The organism is Aeribacillus sp. FSL K6-8210 (assembly GCF_037963925.1).
Classification (GTDB): domain Bacteria; phylum Bacillota; class Bacilli; order Bacillales; family Aeribacillaceae; genus Aeribacillus; species Aeribacillus composti.
The window spans coordinates 1,409,395-1,428,914 of record NZ_CP150172.1; the positions used below are offsets into that span (position 1 = coordinate 1,409,395).

General features: G+C 38.8%; 19 protein-coding genes, 2 pseudogenes and 1 riboswitch. Of the genes and pseudogenes, 14 read left to right on the plus strand and 7 right to left on the minus strand.

Annotated elements, in window-relative coordinates; genetic code table 11:
* Position 1 precedes the first annotated feature (1 nt).
* Positions 2–733, minus strand: coding sequence for a ZIP family metal transporter (locus tag NSQ41_RS06860; RefSeq protein WP_063389365.1), 732 nt, complete (start codon positions 731–733; stop codon positions 2–4).
* An 88-nt stretch (positions 734–821) separates the two neighbouring features.
* On the opposite strand from NSQ41_RS06860, the gene NSQ41_RS06865 reads away from it, so the two are divergent.
* Positions 822–1,274: a hypothetical protein gene (locus NSQ41_RS06865; RefSeq protein ID WP_339199589.1), complete on the plus strand. Its 453-nt coding sequence runs from the start codon at positions 822–824 to the stop codon at positions 1,272–1,274.
* 205 nt (positions 1,275–1,479) lie between these two features.
* Here NSQ41_RS06865 and NSQ41_RS06870 read toward each other — a convergent pair whose 3' ends face one another.
* Positions 1,480–2,967, minus strand: a complete 1,488-nt coding sequence (locus NSQ41_RS06870) for an ATP-binding protein (protein ID WP_339211288.1) — start codon at positions 2,965–2,967, stop codon at positions 1,480–1,482.
* A 174-nt stretch (positions 2,968–3,141) separates the two neighbouring features.
* On the opposite strand from NSQ41_RS06870, the gene NSQ41_RS06875 reads away from it, so the two are divergent.
* Complete coding sequence (locus tag NSQ41_RS06875; protein WP_063389362.1) at positions 3,142–3,588, plus strand: MarR family transcriptional regulator; 447 nt, start codon at positions 3,142–3,144, stop codon at positions 3,586–3,588.
* A 13-nt stretch (positions 3,589–3,601) separates the two neighbouring features.
* On the opposite strand, the gene motB is transcribed toward NSQ41_RS06875, so the two are convergent.
* From motB to NSQ41_RS06890, 3 genes are all read right to left on the minus strand, one after another.
* Complete coding sequence (motB, locus tag NSQ41_RS06880) at positions 3,602–4,381, minus strand: flagellar motor protein MotB (RefSeq protein WP_063389361.1); 780 nt, start codon at positions 4,379–4,381, stop codon at positions 3,602–3,604.
* Complete coding sequence (motA, locus tag NSQ41_RS06885; RefSeq protein ID WP_063389457.1) at positions 4,374–5,168, minus strand: flagellar motor stator protein MotA; 795 nt, start codon at positions 5,166–5,168, stop codon at positions 4,374–4,376. The genes motB and motA overlap by 8 nt, the downstream gene beginning before the upstream one ends.
* A 162-nt stretch (positions 5,169–5,330) precedes the next feature.
* The gene (locus tag NSQ41_RS06890) at positions 5,331–7,451 is read right to left on the minus strand and encodes an ATP-dependent Clp protease ATP-binding subunit (RefSeq protein ID WP_063389360.1); all 2,121 of its coding nucleotides are present in this window, start codon (positions 7,449–7,451) and stop codon (positions 5,331–5,333) included.
* Between the two features lie 243 nt (positions 7,452–7,694).
* Here NSQ41_RS06890 and NSQ41_RS06895 point away from each other — a divergent pair, with 243 nt between their 5' ends.
* The 7 genes and pseudogenes from NSQ41_RS06895 to queF form a co-directional block, all read left to right on the plus strand.
* Positions 7,695–8,729 carry a hypothetical protein gene (locus NSQ41_RS06895; protein WP_066247941.1) on the plus strand — a complete coding sequence of 345 codons (1,035 nt, stop codon included), beginning with the start codon at positions 7,695–7,697 and terminating at the stop codon, positions 8,727–8,729.
* 32 nt (positions 8,730–8,761) lie between these two features.
* Entirely contained in the window at positions 8,762–9,499 is a 738-nt protein-coding gene (locus tag NSQ41_RS06900; RefSeq protein WP_063389358.1) for a metallophosphoesterase family protein, read from the plus strand.
* A gap of 373 nt (positions 9,500–9,872) precedes the next feature.
* A riboswitch (PreQ1 riboswitch) is annotated at positions 9,873–9,916 on the plus strand.
* A 180-nt stretch (positions 9,917–10,096) separates the two neighbouring features.
* Positions 10,097–10,756, plus strand: a complete 660-nt coding sequence (gene queC / locus NSQ41_RS06905) for a 7-cyano-7-deazaguanine synthase QueC (RefSeq protein ID WP_339211290.1) — start codon at positions 10,097–10,099, stop codon at positions 10,754–10,756.
* The gene (gene queD / locus NSQ41_RS06910; protein ID WP_063389356.1) at positions 10,756–11,193 is read left to right on the plus strand and encodes a 6-carboxytetrahydropterin synthase QueD; all 438 of its coding nucleotides are present in this window, start codon (positions 10,756–10,758) and stop codon (positions 11,191–11,193) included. Before queC ends, queD begins: the two co-directional genes overlap by 1 nt.
* Positions 11,193–11,921, plus strand: a complete 729-nt coding sequence (queE, locus tag NSQ41_RS06915) for a 7-carboxy-7-deazaguanine synthase QueE (RefSeq protein WP_339211292.1) — start codon at positions 11,193–11,195, stop codon at positions 11,919–11,921. Before queD ends, queE begins: the two co-directional genes overlap by 1 nt.
* Positions 11,922–11,945: 24 nt before the next feature.
* Positions 11,946–12,113 (plus strand): annotated as a pseudogene (locus NSQ41_RS06920) (NADPH-dependent 7-cyano-7-deazaguanine reductase QueF); the annotation flags it as partial.
* A 383-nt stretch (positions 12,114–12,496) separates the two neighbouring features.
* Positions 12,497–12,820 (plus strand): annotated as a pseudogene (queF, locus tag NSQ41_RS06925) (preQ(1) synthase); the annotation flags it as partial.
* A gap of 130 nt (positions 12,821–12,950) precedes the next feature.
* On the opposite strand, the gene NSQ41_RS06930 reads toward queF, so the two are convergent.
* Positions 12,951–13,130, minus strand: coding sequence for a DUF2187 family protein (locus tag NSQ41_RS06930; protein ID WP_063389354.1), 180 nt, complete (start codon positions 13,128–13,130; stop codon positions 12,951–12,953).
* A gap of 135 nt (positions 13,131–13,265) precedes the next feature.
* Between NSQ41_RS06930 and NSQ41_RS06935 the strand changes: the two genes are divergently transcribed.
* Positions 13,266–13,469 (plus strand): hypothetical protein, encoded by a 204-nt coding sequence (locus NSQ41_RS06935; RefSeq protein ID WP_063389456.1) that lies wholly within the window; start codon positions 13,266–13,268, stop codon positions 13,467–13,469.
* 61 nt (positions 13,470–13,530) lie between these two features.
* Here NSQ41_RS06935 and NSQ41_RS06940 read toward each other — a convergent pair whose 3' ends face one another.
* On the minus strand, positions 13,531–14,040 hold the full coding sequence (locus tag NSQ41_RS06940) for a sigma-70 family RNA polymerase sigma factor (RefSeq protein WP_063389353.1): 510 nt from the start codon (positions 14,038–14,040) through the stop codon (positions 13,531–13,533).
* Positions 14,041–14,313: 273 nt separating this feature from the next.
* Between NSQ41_RS06940 and NSQ41_RS06945 the strand changes: the two genes are divergently transcribed.
* The 4 genes from NSQ41_RS06945 (at position 14,314) to NSQ41_RS06960 (ending at position 19,450) form a co-directional block, all read left to right on the plus strand.
* A complete protein-coding gene (locus tag NSQ41_RS06945; RefSeq protein WP_066248007.1) occupies positions 14,314–15,789 on the plus strand; it encodes a spore germination protein in 1,476 nt (491 codons plus the stop codon).
* Between the two features lie 23 nt (positions 15,790–15,812).
* The gene (locus NSQ41_RS06950; protein WP_339199608.1) at positions 15,813–16,907 is read left to right on the plus strand and encodes a GerAB/ArcD/ProY family transporter; all 1,095 of its coding nucleotides are present in this window, start codon (positions 15,813–15,815) and stop codon (positions 16,905–16,907) included.
* Positions 16,908–16,909: 2 nt separating this feature from the next.
* Positions 16,910–17,977, plus strand: coding sequence for a Ger(x)C family spore germination protein (locus tag NSQ41_RS06955; RefSeq protein WP_158640196.1), 1,068 nt, complete (start codon positions 16,910–16,912; stop codon positions 17,975–17,977).
* A gap of 147 nt (positions 17,978–18,124) precedes the next feature.
* Positions 18,125–19,450, plus strand: coding sequence for an oligosaccharide flippase family protein (locus NSQ41_RS06960; protein WP_066247952.1), 1,326 nt, complete (start codon positions 18,125–18,127; stop codon positions 19,448–19,450).
* Positions 19,451–19,520: the final 70 nt, after the last annotated feature.

Consider the following 19,520-nt stretch of genomic DNA (forward strand, 5'->3'; position numbering starts at 1 on the left):
CTTAAAAAAGTTCAGTCAGCACAATCATAAATAAAATTCCGAAAATAAAAGAATATGTCGAAGTCAATTCATGACCATCGCCGTGGCTTTCCGGAATCAATTCTTTATAAATGATAAAAAGCATTGCTCCTGCAGCAAAAGCAAGACCGTAAGAAACTAAAGATTCAACAAATGTTGTTAAATAAAACCCTATTAGAGATGTGACAATCTCGATCGCTCCTGTCAACGTTGCAATGAAAAAGGCTTTGATGCGGGAAATGTTCTGATTGATTAAAAAAAGCGCAACTAATAAGCCTTCTGGTGCATTTTGCAGCCCGATTGCAAGAGCAATTAGATGACCTAAATCTTGTTTCTCTGAGGCATAACTTACTCCGACAGATAGACCCTCGGGGAGATTATGTAAGGTGATCGCCGAGATAATGAGCAATGCTTTTTCGTCAAATTGTATTCCTTCTTTCGTATGCTCCAGTTCAATGTGAGGAATATTTTTCTCTAAAATTGTTAATATAAGCACTCCAAGTATTAATCCGATGCACATTTTCATTATATTTCCGTTTGCTAATGCTTCAGGTATCAACCCCCTCATGGAAGCAGCCATCATAATCCCAGCGCTGAATGCTAATAATAAATCTCTTCCTCTATGTTTAATCGTTTTTTGCAAAAAAAGAATCGGGACAGCCCCTAAACCTGTAGACATTGCTGATAAAAAACTCCCAATATATACGTCGTACATAAAATCGTACCCCTTTTCAGAAAAAATAAATTTTGATAATAATGTTTTATAATAGATTTGTTATTTTATCAATAGAAGGAGATTTTATATGAAAGAAACGCTCTTGTTCATTGTAGAACTGATTAATGATTTTCATGACAATATTATCCATTTGGTAGAAATGGCTGGTTTTCAATTAACAGATAAACAGCTGCATTTTTGGATCATCGGCATTTTCGGCATGGTTATCTTTTTCATTACACATGTGGTATTTAAATATATAGCAAAATTCGGCATTTTATGTATATCGTTTATTTATACAATGACCGTACTAGTTGTCATAGTGTTTGCCATTGAGATTCAACAAAAAATAACGAATAGAGGAAATATGGAATTTGAAGATATTGTGCAAGGACTATGGGGATTTCTCGCTCTGTTCTTCGCTTTTTTGAGCATTTATATCGTTTATAAAGGTGCAGTAAAAATAATGGGAAAAACACGTTCTCAAAAAGGAAGAAAAGGAAAAAGCGGAAGCCGCATGTCAAGATATCATTCATCATAAGAAAATGATTGGCTACGACTCAGCATTTTTTAGCCCCGATCCTCTAATCGGTTTTTGATTCAAAAATAGATAAAAGAAGGTAGAAACCGTCGCTTTCATCGGTTTCTACCAATCCTGCATCAAATGCATCATCAGGCATTTTTAGATGCGGCTTACATTAGAACAAGAAGGCTATTTTTCGCCTAGTTCAGAATCACATCGAGCTTCAGCTTTTATTTGATAGCGGCAGCTTTATCGTCACGGTTGTGCCGACATTCAATTTGCTTTCAATCTCAATGGTGCCGTCATACATATCGACAATGCGTTTGCATATTGCCAGTCCAAGTCCGGTGCCGCTGTCTTTCATCGTAAAAAATGGGTCAAAAATTTTTTCCATCATTTTTTCAGGAATCCCCTTCCCTGTATCGATCACTTTGATAACTGCAAGATTTGCTTCTTTTTTGACAATCAATTCTAATGATCCGTTCATGTCCATTGCTTCTAAAGCATTTTTCGTTAAATTTAACAAAACTTGTTTAATATGATTTTTTGTACAATAAATCCGAATAGGATTATGCCGATCCATATGAACTTGAAAATTTGTTCGATGGAGATTGATTTCCGATTTAATGATCGGCATGACTTCGTCGATAATCTGATTTAAGTCGTACAGTTTGTGTTTATGAGCGGTTGGTTTTCCGAGAACGAGAAATTCGCTCACAATTTCATTGATTCGGTCGATCTCTTTTTCTATGACGGAAAAATAATGCTGATCTTCTTCTGACTGATATTTTTTCTTTAACAGTTGAATAAAACCGCTAATTCCAGTTAAAGGATTTCGGATTTCATGCGCTGTGCTGGCAGCGAGAGTACCGACCAGTTCAAGCTTTTGCGCTTTAATTTTTTCTTCTTCCAATCTTGCTTTACGTTTCAGCAAATAATATTGGATCAACAAAAAAATAATATTAAAAAAAATGTATACAATGGCGGCATAAGTTAAAACAACTTGAGAGATTTCCAACGGCTTGACCGGAGCGACCGACGCTTTCAGCACCCATGGAAGCTGGGTAATATCAGTTTGAACAGATTTTTCGGAAGCGTCCTTTTCTTTTTCGCCTGCACTGAAAAGAAAGTTGTTCTTCGTGTCACTCACCACGATATATAAATCTGGGCTCAGTACGTTCATAATATTTTGTATATAGTTTATGCTTAATGTGGCGTATAAAACGCCATTTACATCCTTTTGCTGATTTACAATCGGGGTGCAGATCGTGATAAGCTTTTTATCGTGAACTTCTGAAATAGCAGTCTTTTTTGTTGCGAGCGCAGATTGAAAACATTTTTCCGAAGAGATGTCATGATGTAATGGAACGGGTTGAGTGCCGATTTTTATTGTCCCGTCTGCATTTGCGATATAAAGGCCGGTAAAGCGGGGTTCTTGTTGTAGGGTTTCTTTTAGAGCTCTTTGAATTTGGTTTGGATTATTTTCTTGATCTATGAATAACGCCATTGTTTCCATTCTCGTTTTTGTTTCCGAGATTAAGCGGTCAATTTGACTTTGATGAATGTCTAGCATATATACGGCTTCTTTTTCATGTTTCGAAAAGAGGATATTTTTTTGTTTTTCCCATATGATAAACGAAATCAGAAAAGTGGGCAGGATCACGATCAAAATGTAAAGCAAAACCTTATGGCGATGTGTTAAGTCCAGCATTTCTTTAAACTCCTTCTTTTTCATCAACCTTTTTATTATAGCATGATCTTTTGAAAGAAGATCGGGGTTAAAAAAAGTTTTTTTATTCTGAAATTTTCTATGCAGTGATTGACAATAATGAGAAGTTTCACTATTATAATTCAAGACATTGAAATACTAAAGGAATGATGAAAGTTGGCTAAGGAAAACAGCAGTATTGAAAAATCTCTAAAATTTTTTATCGTTCTTTCACGTGCTTATCGCGCAATGAATGATCAAGTTAGCAAGCACATTCAATCATATGGATTAAACTTAACGGAATTTGCCGTTTTAGAGCTTTTGTATCATAAAGGAGATCAGCCACTTCAACAAATCGGCGGAAAAATTCTTTTAGCTAGCGGCAGCATTACGTATGTTATTGATAAATTAGAGCAAAAAGGGCTGTTAGTTCGAAAAGCATGCCCTAAAGACCGCCGTGTCACATATGCAGCAATAACGGAAAAGGGGAGAAAATGGATTGAAGAAATCTTTCCTTCTCATCAAGAGATGATTGATTCGATCGTGAATATTTTGACAGAAGATGAGAAGGAAACAGCGATTAATCTATTAAAAAAAGTAGGGTACCATGCGAAAGAAAAATGAAAGCGGAACCGGCTTAATTCGGCTCCGCTTTTTTATTGTTTGGAAGAATTAGAATTTCCACCCGTCTGTTTTTTTGTCTTCCTTCTGCTGTATCATTGGAAGCAACGGGTTTGTATTCGCCGTATCCTTTCGCACTGAACTTGCTTGGGTCGAGATTTTTGTTTTCTAAAATAATTTTCATCACATTTACGGCTCTCATAACACTTAAATGCCAGTTTGAATCAAAGTTTGAATTATGAATCGGTACATTGTCTGTATGTCCGCTGATAACCACGTTGCGGGCACTGCCCATGGCGAGCATTTTGGCAATGTCAGTAGCCAAAATTTCATCTTTTTTTCTCACTTTGGCGCTGCCCGAATCAAACAATATATCGTCCCGAATCGTGATTAACAAACCCTCTTCGTTTAGTGATGTTTTAATATTGTTTTTCAAGTTGTTTTCTTCAATGTATTGATTAAACCGATTTTGAACTTCCGCTAATTCCTCTTGATCGCTGTTTCCCGATTCATCATTGTCATGAGGCTCATTTTGCACTTTTCCATTTTGTTTGTTTTCTTCGATGTTTTCCATTTCTTGTTGTGGTAGAGGGCTCGGATATTCTAAAACGCTTATGCCTCCGTCAAAATTGGAATTGAAAGCTCTTGCCAAACGTTCAAATTTTTGGGCATCTATCGAACTGAGAGCAAATAGGACGATAAAGAGCGCAAGCAAAAGGGTTAAAATATCGGCATAGGGAATAAGCCAGCTTTCATCTGTATGATGGTCATTGCGGTTTTTTTTTCGACTACGCATCGGACGCAACACTTCCTTCATCAGAAATCTTTGCCCGCTCTTTTTCAGGAAGATAAAATGCCAATTTTTGCTGAATCGTCCGCGGTGCCTGTCCTTCTAAAATGGAAAGAATGCCTTCGATCATCACCTGGCGGACGAGCACCTCCTGCTGGGATTTCCTTTTCAGCTTGTTCGCAAACGGGTGCCATAAAACATATCCTGTAAAAATTCCGAGCAAAGTAGCAACGAACGCGGCGCTGATCGAATGTCCGAGCTCCTCAATATTTTCCAAATTGGCTAGTGCGGCAATCAAACCTAATACAGCTCCTAATACGCCAAGAGTCGGAGCATACGTGCCGGCCTGAGAAAAAATAGCGGCGCCTGCTTCATGCCGCTCTTCCATTGCATTGATTTCTTCTGTCATAACATCTCGGATGAACTCGGCAGACTGACCGTCCACAGCCATGCTTAAACCGGTCTTTAAAAATGGGTCATCTATTTCCTGAAGCTTAGCTTCCAGTGCCAACAATCCTTCTTTCCTTGCGATTTGCGCCCATTCAGAGAAAAGGACAATCAACTCTTGAATCGTATAAGTTTGTGTGTCTTTAAATAAGACGCGGAATAATTTCGGTACTCTTTTAATTTCATTTGTCGGAAAGGCAATAACGACCGCAGCAATCGTTCCGATGATAATAATGACGATAGCTGCCGGATTGATTAAGACGGAAAGACTGACACCTTTTAAAACCATGCCGACAATAATTGCCATAATTCCTAAAAAAATGCCGATAATTGATGTTTTGTCCATGTTCATCAAATCCTTCTTCTTTCTATATTCAATTATTATATCGACAAAGAAAGACGAAAATTTTATATTTGATAAAAAAAATAAACGACACATTCATCGGAATCGATTTTTGCGATGCTGTTCCCCAAAAAAAACTGTCCTAATGGACTGTTAGGGCAGCTGTTATGAACGAATAACGATTTCTTCATTTTCCACGTCGGCGATTAAATGATTGTGCACTTCACCGTCTAACAGGATGTCTGCAATTTTGTCTTCAATATGTTCTTGAATGACGCGGCGAAGCGGACGAGCGCCGAAGGATGGATGATAGCCGATTTCTACCAATTTTTCTTTTGCTTTTTCTGTTACGTCCAATGAAATGTTTTGTTCTTTCAACGTGTTCCGAACTTCTTCAAGCATCAAATCAACTATTTTCAAATAATCTTCTTTATCAAGCGGTTTAAATTCAATAATGGCATCGAAACGGTTTAAAAATTCAGGCTTAAAGAATGAACCGAGAGATTCAAGGATGCTTGATTCTTTTTCCACCGTGCTGTTAAAACCGACGTGAACTTGTTTTGCACCTGCTCCAGCGTTAGAGGTCATAATAATGACCGTATCTTTGAAGCTGACGGTGCGGCCTTGGCTGTCTGTCAAGCGTCCGTCTTCTAATATTTGCAAGAAAATGTGCTGTACATCTGGATGAGCTTTTTCAATTTCATCCAGCAGGATAATGCAGTAAGGATTGCGACGAACCTTTTCCGTTAATTGTCCTGCTTCTTCATGTCCGACATAGCCTGGAGGCGAGCCGATTAATTTTGAAACAGAATGTTTTTCCATATATTCACTCATATCCAAGCGAATCATGGCATCTTTTGAACCGAACAGCTCCAAAGCTAATGTTTTCGACAATTCCGTTTTTCCAACGCCAGTCGGGCCGACGAACAGGAAGGATCCGATCGGTCGGTTTTTTGCTTTCAATCCAGCGCGGCTGCGGCGAATGGCTTTTGCCACTTTCCGGACAGCATCCTCTTGGCCGATAATTTTTTTCGCCAAGTTTTCTTCTAAATGTTTCATTTTTGCTTGCTCATCCTCTTGCAGCTTGCCGACTGGTATGCCGGTTTTTTCTTCGATGATTTTTTGAATGTCTTCTACTTGAACGATTGCTTGCTGTTTGTCCTTTCCTTGTTCAAGCTGCTTTTCAAGGGCAGCTTCTTCGTCGCGAAGCTTAGCTGCAAGTTCGTATCGTTCTTCTTTTAGCGCTTTTTCTTTTTCATGGGCAATTTGTTTAAGCCGCTCGTGGATGTCTGCTTCATTAGCCGGCTCGGCTTTTAAGTTTAATCTTGAACCAGCTTCATCCATTAAATCGATGGCTTTGTCAGGCAAAAAGCGGTCTTGAATATATCGATGAGATAGTGTGACGCAAGCTTTAATCGCATCTTCTGAATATTTGACTTGATGGTATTGTTCATATTTTTCTTGAATTCCTTTTAAAATGCTGATCGCTTCTTCAATGGAAGGTTCTTTCACAATAACCGGCTGGAAGCGTCGTTCAAGGGCTGCATCTTTTTCGATTTGCCGGTATTCTTTTAGAGTTGTTGCTCCGACAACTTGAAGCTCACCGCGGGCGAGCGCTGGCTTTAATATGTTGCCGGCATCCATAGAACCTTCCGCAGAACCAGCGCCGACTAAAAGATGAATTTCATCGATAAACAGGATAATGTTTTTCCGGGCCTGCAATTCTTGAATTAGCTGCTTCATCCGCTGTTCAAATTGTCCGCGAATTCCCGTGTTGGCGACAAGTGATGAAACATCCAGCAAATAAACTTCTTTATTTTTTAATTTTTGCGGAACGTCTCCTTGAGAAATTTTTAAGGCTAGTCCTTCCACAATAGCTGTTTTCCCTACGCCTGGTTCTCCGATTAAAACCGGGTTATTTTTGTTGCGTCGATTTAAAATTTCAATCACTCGTCTTACCTCATCATCGCGGCCGATGACAGGATCAATCAACCCAGCTTTTGCAGCATCCGTTAAATTTCGGCCGAATTGATCGAGGAAGCCGTTCTGTTTTCCGCCCCCTGATTTCGGTTGTGCTTGAACAGCTTGGTCAAAGCTCTCAAAAGAGTTTGGCATAAATGATTGAAATAATTCATCGAAACCGCTGAATCCGTAAAAACCACTTGGGATTTTTTGTTTATATTGTTGATAGCATTCTTGACAGAGACGCATTTCTTGTTTGTTGTGATTGATTTGTACATTTAATAAAACATTGGCTTTTCTTGCTTGGCAATTTTCACACAACATATAACATTCCTCCTTTTTGACTTTGATTAACTTTGACCAAAAGAAGAAACTTTTTTGACTTTCTTTGACCTTTTGGAATCAAAGAAACAATCTCAATCATTCAATAGTTAGATTCACTGTTTGACCTTTTCTGACTTTATTATACTTTGACCTTTTTTGACTTTCAAGTCTTTTTTACAAATTTTTTTCGTCTTTTTTTCCCTTCTTGTCCATATATTGTTGATAAAGTAAGGTGGGTGAAACATGAGCAATAAATGGGTATTGGCACTTCAAATAGCTTCTGTCTATATCGGCACTGTCATCGGTGCAGGGTTTGCAACGGGAAAAGAGATCGTTGAGTTTTTTTCAAAATACGGCGCTGGAGGAATTGTTGGAATTATTTGTTCTGCCGTTTTATTTGTTTGGCTGGGAACGAAAATGATGTTGATCGGAAGACGCATTAATGCATCTTCGTATTTGCAGTTGAACCAATTTTTGTTTGGGACGTTGTCAGCTTATGTAGTCAACGGCTTGATGTTTATGATGCTGATTGGCATCACATCGGTCATGCTGTCGGGGGCGGGGGCGATTTTTGAAGAGCAACTGTCGCTTTCAAAGCAATTTGGAATTTTTTTAACGATTGTGCTTTCCATTGCTGTGATTTCGTTTGGAGTCAAAGGGCTGTCTTCCGTCAATCTATTGGTTGTTCCGCTTTTTATTTTGTTTAGCCTGATCATCTCCATTGAAGCCATCATTAGGGGTGATTTTATCGATTTATCGTTGGATGGAGTGTTTCAACCAGTCAAATCAAGCTTTTTATATGTTTCTTTTAATCTCTCTCTTGCTCAGGCTGTACTTGTTCCGCTCGCAAACGCAATAAAGGATGAAAGCGCCATTAAATTGGGCGGAGTTGTAGGCGGTCTCGGATTAAGCTTCATTTTATTTTCCAGCTATTTCTCTCTTCTGCATTTGCCGGACGCCGGGCTTTTTGAAATCCCAATGGCTGAAATTGTCAAGCAGCTGTTTTCAGGCTTTTATTACATATACATCCTTGTTATTTTTGGAGAAATATTTTCATCGTTGATCGGTAATCTGTATGGTTTGGAACGGCAATTATCATCGGAAAAGCCTTTGGCAAAAATCGCTGGTGTCATTTTCATCCTATTATTATGTTATTTAGTCAGCCTGATAGGATACGGAAAGCTTATTTCCACGCTTTATCCGCTGTTCGGGTATATGAGCATTGCCTTTTTCATATTATTAATGTTCAAAAAAATTCCAGACGATAACAAATCATGATAAAATAGTAGGGAAATGAAGGAGGAGTTTATTTGGATAAAATCGCGGTCATTTCTGATATACATGGGAATATTCCAGCGTTGTCGTCTGTATTGAAAGATATAAGCTTGCGAAATGTAGATCGAATTTTTTGTTTAGGAGATCTTGTCGGAAAAGGACCTGAATCAAAAGAAGCGATCGATATCGTCCGCAGCTCCTGCGATTTTGTTTTAAAAGGAAACTGGGACGAGCTGATTACAAGGGAAGATGTAAACGATGTCGTTCGCTGGCATCAAAATCAGTTGTCGCAAGAAGACATAGAATATTTGCGTAGCCTCCCGTTTTCCATTGATTTTTATATGAGCGGCCGCCGGCTGCGGCTTTTTCATGCATCCCCTTTCAGCGTCTGGATAAGGGTACAGCCTTGGGATTCGATTGAAAAAAGATTGTCCATGTTTGAAAACAGCGTTGAAACCGGTTTGGGAACGAAGGAGCCGGATGTTGTCGGATACGGTGATGTTCATAATGCCTTTATACAGCATTTATCCGGCAAAACGCTTTTTAATGCAGGCAGTGTCGGTAATCCGCTGGACCTGCCCGAAGCATCCTACTGCATTTTGGAAGGCATGTTCAACTCGGAGAAAAGGGCTCCTTTTTCGATTCAGCACATACGTGTTCCATATGATATTGACCTTGCCATTCAATTAGCTAGAAAAAAAGAAATGCCGGAACTAAAAGAGTATATTCAGGAATTAACGACCTCACGCTACAGAGGCTTGGAAAAGGCATGATGCGGAGGTAAAAGTAAAATTATTGTAGGCAAAAATTAGCGCCTTCATTTAATGAGAACTCTGATTGCTCATTAAATGAAAGGGAAAGTGTGGCAGTAATATGAGAAAGTGCGGCTGCTCCTGGTAGAATGATCATGGACTACATTTAGATAAAAAATTGCCCACAAACGCTCGGCTCAATCCTGTTTTTTGAAAAAAGAAGATTTTTTTTACCAAGAGAGTACCCTGAAAAAAGTGATTTCGCTATCAAAAATAGCGATTAAAAAAGTTGCCCACAAAGTCTTGAGTGACTCCAGTCGGAGCATGCCGTTTGCATAACCAATTCTGTATGATATAATAAGATACAACTTGAATAAAAATCCGTTTCGAAAGAACGGGAGAGGTTCTAGCACACCCTCTATAAAAAACTAAGGAAAACTATATCCTTGGGATATAGTTTTTTCAATGTTTGCGAAAGGTTTAGAAGTTGAATAGATTTATGATGATTTCGAAAGGCTTCTGAACAGCTTGCTTCCGCCACTGTAGCAGAAAAAGTCAGTTTCTGTTTAAGCTAGGCAGTGTGAATGGCTTTCTTTTTTCAGAAAGGAGCGTTTTCAAATGGATAATAAGAAAGCGGTCGTTGTGTTTAGCGGAGGACAAGACAGTACAACTTGTTTGTTTTGGGCGAAGAAACAATTTGATGAGGTGACCGCTGTCACGTTTCATTATAATCAGCGGCATGCACAGGAAATTGAAGCAGCGAAAAACATTGCGAACGAAGCCGGCATACCTCATTATGTGCTGGACATGTCCTTATTAAATCAAATGGCGCCGAATGCATTAACGCGTTCAAATATGGAAATTGAACAAAAGGAAGGAGAGCTTCCCAACACTTTTGTTCCGGGGAGGAATTTAGTTTTTTTGACATTTGCCGCCATTTTGGCGAAACAACTGGGAGCGAAACATATTGTGACAGGTGTATGTGAAACGGATTTCAGCGGCTATCCTGACTGCCGGGACGTGTTCGTAAAATCCTGCAATGTAACGATTAATTTAGCGATGGAAGAGGAGTTTGTGATTCACACGCCGCTTATGTGGATCAATAAAGCGGAAACGTGGAAGTTTGCCGATGAATTAGGGGTGTTCGATATCATTCGCGAAAAAACGTTGACGTGCTATAACGGCATTATTGGCGACGGATGCGGCGAATGTCCTGCTTGCTTATTGAGAAAAAGGGGATTGGAACAATATTTGGCTGAAAAAGGAGCTAATACGTGATGCTTCATCAATTTTATCCGCAAGTTTTTCATAGTTATAGTTATGAGCTGAATAAAGATATGCAAATATCTGCTGCACACTACATCCCGCATGAAAAAGCGGGGAAATGCGCCCGTGTACATGGCCACACGTATTTCGTCAATCTCACTATTTGCGGTGATCAGCTTGATGATTCAGGATTCCTTGTGAATTTTCAGCATTTAAAAAAATGGGTTCATGATCGATTTGACCATACGCTGCTCAATGACCATACGGATGTATTCAATGGTCAAAACAGCGAAGACTTTCCAACGACAGAAGTGGTTGCGCGGAAAATTTGGGAAATTGTCCAGGATCATTTAAATGTACTCCCGAATAAACCGAAATGCTTGCAGGTGTTTGTCAGAGAAACGCCGACAAGCTATGTTGTGTACCGCCCGAAAAGGGAGATGAAATAATGAAAAAAATACCGGTCATCGAGATTTTTGGACCAACCATTCAAGGGGAAGGAATGGTGATCGGACAAAAAACAATGTTTGTCCGAACGGCCGGTTGCGACTATTCATGCAGCTGGTGTGATTCAGCTTTTACGTGGAACGGTTCAGCAAACGATGAAATTAAACAAATGACAGCAGCGGAAATTTTGGACGATCTTATTGAGCTTGGCGGCGATCGCTTCAATCACGTCACCATTTCGGGCGGAAATCCGGCATTGATTAGAGGATTGGATGAATTGATTATCCTTTTAAGGGAGCAAGGATTTCGCACTGCACTGGAGACACAGGGAAGTCGTTATCAAGATTGGTTTTTACTAATCGATGATTTAACTCTTTCTCCCAAGCCTCCTAGTTCAGGGATGAAAACGAACTTTACTGTGCTTGATGACATTATGAAGCGGCTGATCGATGGCGGACGGAAAGACAATGTTAGTCTAAAAGTTGTTGTTTTTAATGAGGAAGATTTTGATTACGCGAAAAACGTCCACCTTCGCTATCCAAATATTTCATTTTATTTGCAGCCTGGAAATGATCAAGTAAACGAACAAAATGATCACATCCTGAGAAATCAGCTTTTAGAAAAATTAGAATGGCTGATCGAATTGACTGTTCAATCAAAAGAAATGAACGATGCTCGAGTTTTGCCGCAGCTTCATGCACTTGTTTGGGGAAACAAGCGCGGAGTGTAAATGAATAGGAAAGGATGAAAAAAGATGGCTGGAAGAAAAGATGATGAATTGAAAGATCTGACGCTGTTAGGCAACAAAAATACAAAATATTTATTTGAATACAGCCCAGAAGTGTTGGAAGTATTCGATAATAAACATCCAGACCGCGATTATTTCGTGAAGTTCAATTGTCCGGAGTTTACCAGCTTGTGTCAATAAGGGCACACTTCAGTGGCGACACTGTCGGATAAACCTTGTGAATTCAGGGGAAGAGGATAATGGAGTAAAAAGCGGAAATGGCAATTGTGATCGAATAAAAGAAAAACATGTTCTTGTCTCTTATTCCCATTATCTTTCCAACCCTGAGCCAAGCCTCAAATTTAAGGGAATCTTCTTCTTAAATTTGAGGAAGGTGCAGAGACTATCGAAATCACTCCAGCATGAAGCGAGTAAGAGTAGTGTTGGAGGAAGAGAGTAGAGTACACCAAGATGACAGCATATATTATCTTGGTGGAAGCGCAAGGGTTCTTATTCAATATCGCAGTTGAATAAGAATATGATATAGTCCACCTGTTTGTGAAAAACAGAGGCCAATCACCGGACAACCGGACTTCGCGACCATTTATATCAGCTATATTCCAGACAAAAAATGTGTGGAAAGCAAGTCGCTGAAGCTTTATTTGTTCAGCTTCCGCAACCACGGCGATTTCCATGAGGACTGTGTTAATATTATCATGAATGATTTAATCAAGATCATGGAGCCCCGCTACATCGAAGTATGGGGAAAATTTACGCCGCGCGGCGGTATTTCTATTGATCCTTATGTCAATTGGGGACGTCCTGGAACAAAATACGAGAAAATGGCGGAGTATCGTATGATGAACCATGATTTGTACCCGGAAAAAGTGGACAACCGATAAAGCAAGTCGCTTGAGGAGTTTTTTTGATAAAAGAACCTGCCGAAACTTGCGTTAATTGTAAAAAATTCTTGAAATGGCACTAAACTCTTTGATATAAGAAAAAGTAAAACGGAGCATTCAATTCTCCGTTTTACTTTCCGACAATTTTATAGTTTTTATGATTAACTACTGTTTTTTGTTCCAGATCCATTTCCCGAAAGTTTTCCATGTACGTAAGATCGACGATGACGGAATTTTCATTTACTTTTTCGACAATTCCTTTGAGACCGTCTTTAAATTCAATAACATCTCCAACTTCAGCAATTTTCATTTGTTCTCTCCTTTTTTATGGATTTTCAAATATTTTGCATGATTTCTTTAGAATTGTAAAGTTTTTTTGGACAATCGCAAAAAAATAGGTAAAAAGTTTCCATTGCTCGGTAGACTGTTTTTCATAGAAAAGGAGATGGTCGAGTTGACAAATCAAGAGATACAAGACATTTTAAACAAGCTTCGTGATGGAGAACTGGAAGAATATTGTGTATCAAAGGAAGATTTTATGGCGTTTCGCAAAGTGCTGATCGAAAGGGAAGATTTTAAACATTTTCATGGAACAGCAAAACGCGGTGGCAGCATTGTTTACCGATATACAAAAGATCCAAGAAGCTGACCGATGTCAGCTTCTTAATTTTTGGCACATCTTCCCCTTAAAAACTGCTATTAAAGACTGTTCACTGTTCTTCCCGTGCCTTTACGGCATATTTCTTCAATTTTTTTAATGCTCCTTTTCTCCAATTTTTTACTTTGTTGACTGTGACATTTAGCTCCTCTGCAATTTCCTTCTGAGTTTTTCCTTCAAAAAAATACATGGTAAACCAAATTCGTTGAGCATCTGATAAAGCGGGGGCAATCCGTTCATATAAATCTCTTGCTTCAATGTCTGTATATGGAAAAAATTCCAATTTAGCAGCTATTATGTCATTCGCATGAAGAACATGCCTTTCTTTATATGTTTGTTTTTTCCTTAATTCTGTCATGAGCGAGCCTTTTATCGTTGCATAAGCATAAGTGGCAAACCGTCCTTTCTGTTCGTCATAATTGATGCTTGCTTTCCAGAGGGCGATCGCTGCTATTTGAAAAAACTCGTCTTGGTCTGTATAAATATTTAAAGTTTTCATAATGTGAAAAATTAAAGGGCGAAAAGCAGTTAGCATCTCCTCAAATGATTGATTCTTTTCCACGTGTGCGCATCCTTTCAAAGAGCGCGCTCTTTTTTTTTCCGCGGTAATACAATCGTAAACGGTGTAAATCATTTGAGCGAATCATCATGATTTAGATGATACGCGTCCAATTGTCTGGGAAATTCAATTTTCTATATAGGAAAATACAATTATTTCGTTTCAGCCTCCTCCGTTTTCACCATTTTCCTCCTTATTTCTATAGAAGAAATTTAATTGAATAAATAAAAAGATGGCTTGAAAAAATAATGGAAAGAGGTGGGATGAATGAGCCGAATGTATAAGCAAAATTGGAAAAGAAAAGATTCAATTGAAAAATTGTTTGCTGTCTTCCGCAGTTCTACTGATTTTATTCAATATGACGTCAATACAAGCCATATCAAATATTGGATTTCATATTTTGAAACGTTAGTGGATGTAAATATATTAAATGAAAACATTTTAAAGCCGATTCACTCAAAATATTGGCAGTCATTAGAAGAACTAAAAAACATTTTACCGGTCAAAGATATTTTTTTAACCATTGATACGGATTTAATGAAGGAAAAGCTTTTGGAAGGCTTTGTTATGATTTCGCTAAGCGAATATGGATCTCCGTGCTTGCTCGTTAATGCAAAATTAAACAAAGCTAGAGAAGTTACACTCCCGGAAGTGGAATTTACGGTCATCGGTCCGAAAGAGGCGTTTGTTGAGTCCATTGAATCCAATATTAATTTAATTCGAAAACGATTGCCGATTGAAGAGCTGCGCATTCGGACTTTAAAAATTGGCAGGCTGACGCAAACGAGATTAGCGATCATCTATATAGAAGGCATAGCGGATGAGGAAAATGTATTTACGGTTTGGCAAAGAATTTCTAATATCCAAATTGATCAAGTGAATGATAGTTCGTACATTACGGAAATGATCTCTGACAATCATAATTCTCCCTTTCCTCAGCTGTTGGATACGGAAAGACCGGACCGTGTAGTTTCCATTTTGGCGGAAGGGAAAATAGCGGTCATTGTGGACGGCTCTCCCCATGTATTAATCGGTCCGACAACTCTTGTCGAATTTTTCGCATCGTTTGAAGATTATTTTTTAAATTGGATTTTGTCTTCCTTTTTCCGTATTATCCGCCTGTTTGCTGTCTCCTTTTCCATATTGGCAACACCGATTTATGTAGCTGTTTTAAATTATCATTATGAGTTAATTCCAACTGATTTACTAAACAATTTTGTCACATCCAGAAGGGAGGTCCCAGTTCCGCCTTTTTTAGAGGCGCTGTTTTTGGAAGGAACGATCGAATTGCTGCGTGAGGCGGGCGCCCGGCTGCCGACAAAGGTTGGACAAACGATCGGCATCGTCGGGGGGATTGTAATCGGAACAGCTAGTGTGGAAGCAGGTTTAACAAGCAATATTTTGCTCATCATTGTAGCGCTTGCTGCATTAGCATCATTTACAACACCTGTCTATAAAATGGGCAATACGATCAGGCTTTTGCGTTTTCCATTTCTCATGTTTGCCGAAATGTACGGTCTTTTAGGAATCGTTTTATGCTTTTGTTTTTTAGCGACCCATCTTTTACGATTAACTTCTCTCGGACGTCCTTTTTTGGAACCAATCTATCCTCCGAGAATTTCCGATTTAAAGGATGCATTCCTGCGTATGCCGTTTTCAATGATGAATGAACGTCCGAAACAGCTGCGGACGGAGCAGCCGAAGCGAATGGATGAAGAGAAATCGAGGGAAAATAAAGATATTGATGAATAACAGCGGAAGAGGAGGAATCCAACTTGGCGCAAATAGCAGAACGTCATAAAGTTTCCGCACCGCTCGTTTTTTATTTAGTGCACAGCACTCAATTCGGCATCGGTGTATTAGGTTTTCAAAAAAATGTCGTCAAGTATGCGGGACATGATTCATGGATTTCAGTTATTTTGATCGGTCTTATTGTTCATCTGTACATTTGGATGATCTATCAAATTTTGAAACGTTCAAGCGGAAGCTTAATGACACTGCAGCACGATTTGTTTGGAAAATGGGTCGGCAATGGATTGAACATTGTCTGGATCATCTATTTTTTTCTTGGAAGCTGCGCCATATTAATAGGATATATTGAAATTTTGAAGGTGTGGATGTTTGAAGATTTAAATATTTGGATTTATACCGCGATTTTTATGGGATTGCTTTATTACATTTTTAACGGTGGATTTCGGGTAGTAACCGGATTTGCTTTTTTTGGAGTGGTTCTGCCGCTTTGGATTTTTCTTACATTTTTAATTTTCCCGACTCGTTTTGCAGATCTTCAGCACCTCTTGCTAATTATGGATCATTCACCTCAGGAAATTTTCATGGGAACGATGCAGATGGTCATAACTGTTATTGGGTTTGAAACTCTTTTTTTGTATTACCCCTTTGTCAAAAATATTGACAAATCCCAAAAATGGGCTCATATTGGAAGTTTATTTACAACCTGTTCCTATATCATCATCATGATTGTTTCGATCGTTTATTATTCTGCGGAAGAAGAAATATTGCGCAATAAATGGGCGACGCTAGCGATGTGGAAAATTGTTGAACTTCCTTTTGTTGAAAGATTCGAATATATCGGTATTGCTTCCTGGTCTCTCGTCATCTTGCCGAATATTTGCGTCATGTTGTGGAGCGCCAAAAGAGGTATAACAGAAATTTTTGGAATAACAGAAAAGAAGGCAATCATTTCTGTTCTGGTCGTCATGTTTTTTATAGTCAATGTCATTGTTGATAAAGAAGATATTCAATTATTAAATAAGATCATCAATACGTATGCTCTTGGTATTGTATTTTGCTATATTCCGGTTTTATACCTCATTACGTTTGTACGGGATTTATGGAAAAGGAGAACATAAACATGTGGAAAATTCTCTCCTTCATTATGTTGTTCATGCTGATGCTTTATGGATGTCTGGATAAAGAAATTATTGATGATGTCAATTTAGTGATGGTTATTGGATACGATGTCGGCGAAGGCAATAAAATTAAAGGAACCATTGTTGCTCCTGAATATAAAAAGGAGCAGCCGGTCGACAGCAAGGTGATGACGGTCGAATCAGATTTAAGCAGGGATCTGATTTCCGATTTGCAAAAGGAGTCGCCAGCCCCTCTAGTTTATGGAAAATTGCAATTTGCTCTTTACAGTGAAGACGTAGCAAAACAGGGAATTGAAAAATATGTCGACTCGCTTGAACGAGATGCAAGCGTCGGTTCAAAGGTTATTTTAGCGGTCTGCAAAGGTGAAGCGAAAAATTTGCTGGAAGGAAAATATGGACAACAGGGGACTGCCACGTACTTTCGTAATTTAGTGGAGCATAATATGCACCGGGAAAATTTGCCGATTATCAATTTACACACATATTTGCGCAACTTTCGCATGAAAGGAAAAGACCCTTCTTTACCTTTATTAGAAAAGAAAAACGACCATGTCAAAATAACTGGACTTGCCTTGTTTCAAAAGGACAAAATGGTTGGCGAAATCGAAAATGATCAGCTTTTTTATTTTAAGCTTCTTTCCGATCGATATGTTAAAGGAATTCATACGATCACAATGGATGATGGAAATAAAGCATCTATAGAAAGCATCCGTTCGAAAAGAAGAGCGAACATCGATGAAAAAAATCCGTTCCATTTAACGATAGAGCTGGAAATTGAAGGGTATCTACGCGAATATTCGGAAGGGACTGTTCGTCCGGAAATCTTAAAAAAAGCTGAAAAAGCGTTTGAAAAGGAAATTGTGAAGAACAGTATGGAGATGATCGATATGTTTAAAGAGAAAAACATTGATCCGGTTGGATTAGGAGAAGAAATTTTAAGCCATGCGAGAGGTTTAAGAAAAGTGAAAAATTGGAGGGATATTTATTCAAAGATGGAAGTCGATGTGCATGCGGATGTAAAAATTACTGAAACTGGTGTGGTGCAATAATTCTAAATATTTGATTGCTTCGTTTTGCCAATGAAACGAGAAACCGAAATAACAAAGGCTGACTAAAAATTTTCCTCCCTCTTCCGATCCTCTGTCATGTTTTTGAACTTGTCTCATATGCATGAAATAAGAAAAGAGGGAGGAAAAATGAAAACTTTTTTTAAGGGAGCTCTGCTTTTAATCGTTGCTTCGTTTCTAGGGGAATGCTTTGATTTTATGATTAACATGGTATTGACGCGGGAACTTGGTGAAGAAGGCATCGGCCACTATATGTCGATCATGCCTATTATGTTTTTCATTATCGTGTTAGCAAGCTTTGAATTGCCGATATCTATTTCAAAATATGTGGCGGAAACTGAAAAGCCGTACCATTGGCCAATGTTGAAATATGCTTTTCGCCTAACTTTGTGGATCAGCATTTGCTTCAGCTTAATTGTTTTTTTGCTGTTTCCTGCTCTTCCGCCGCTAAAAAGCTATCATCCTTCCGTTACGGTTTTATTTGTACTGCTTGTTCCGATGATTTCTTTTTCCTCTATTGCTAGAGGCTATTTAATGGGCACGCAGCAAATGGGGAAAATTGCATTTGCAAATGGATTTCGCAAGCTTGTTCAGCTTATTCTGCTCATTTTGCTGTTCAACCTGTTTGAATTTTCTCCTGAAATGTCTGTCATTGCAGGGTTAAGCTCATTTATTGCAAGCGAAGCCGTTATTGTTCTTTATTTGCTTACCGTTTATGTCTATCAGGCGCAAGAACTAAAAAAAAGCACGCTCGCTTCATCCAAAACAGCTTTGATCCGGCGGAGTTTATTTCGTGTCTCTGTTCCAACGACAATTTTGCGCATTTTTCATTCTATGACACATGCGATTCAGCCGTTTTTAATCAAATATGCATTAATGGCAGCAGGTGTTTCGGAGGTTGGAGCGACAGAACAGTTCGGTCTGCTTTCCGGAGTTGCGATGACGATCGGCTTTTTTCCAGCGTTTATCGCTCATGCACTGTTAACGATTTTGATCCCAACTGTATCAGAAGCGTTTGCTAAAGGAAACCAGGAACTTTTAAAGAAGCTTTTGCAGCAATCGCTCGGAATGACAATGCTTTACGGAATACCTGCGATTGTGATTATGTTTGCTTTTGCTGAGCCGCTTACAAGTTTGTTTGTCAACGGAACTACTGCAACACTTTTTTTAAAGCTTTTATGGCCGTACTTTTTTACCCACTTTTTGATCATTCCGCTGCAAGCGTATTTGATCGGTCTGAATTTAATAAAGGATGCTTTGTTTCATACGGTTTGGGCGCATTTTATCTCGTTTGTCGTCATCTTTTTGCTTGGATCGCAGCCAGAATGGCAAATGTCAGGAGTTATTATCGGGCTCAATGCAGGAGGATTGCTGCAATTGTTAATGCATTATATGACAATATGCCAAAAAATCGGCATTGGCTATTGGTCGCTGAAGGAAAAACGTGTTCATTAAGATTTTCCGGGTTGTCTCTACTGTGATCTATCGCAGCAATAAATTATGAAATAGCGAAAGTCATCATTTT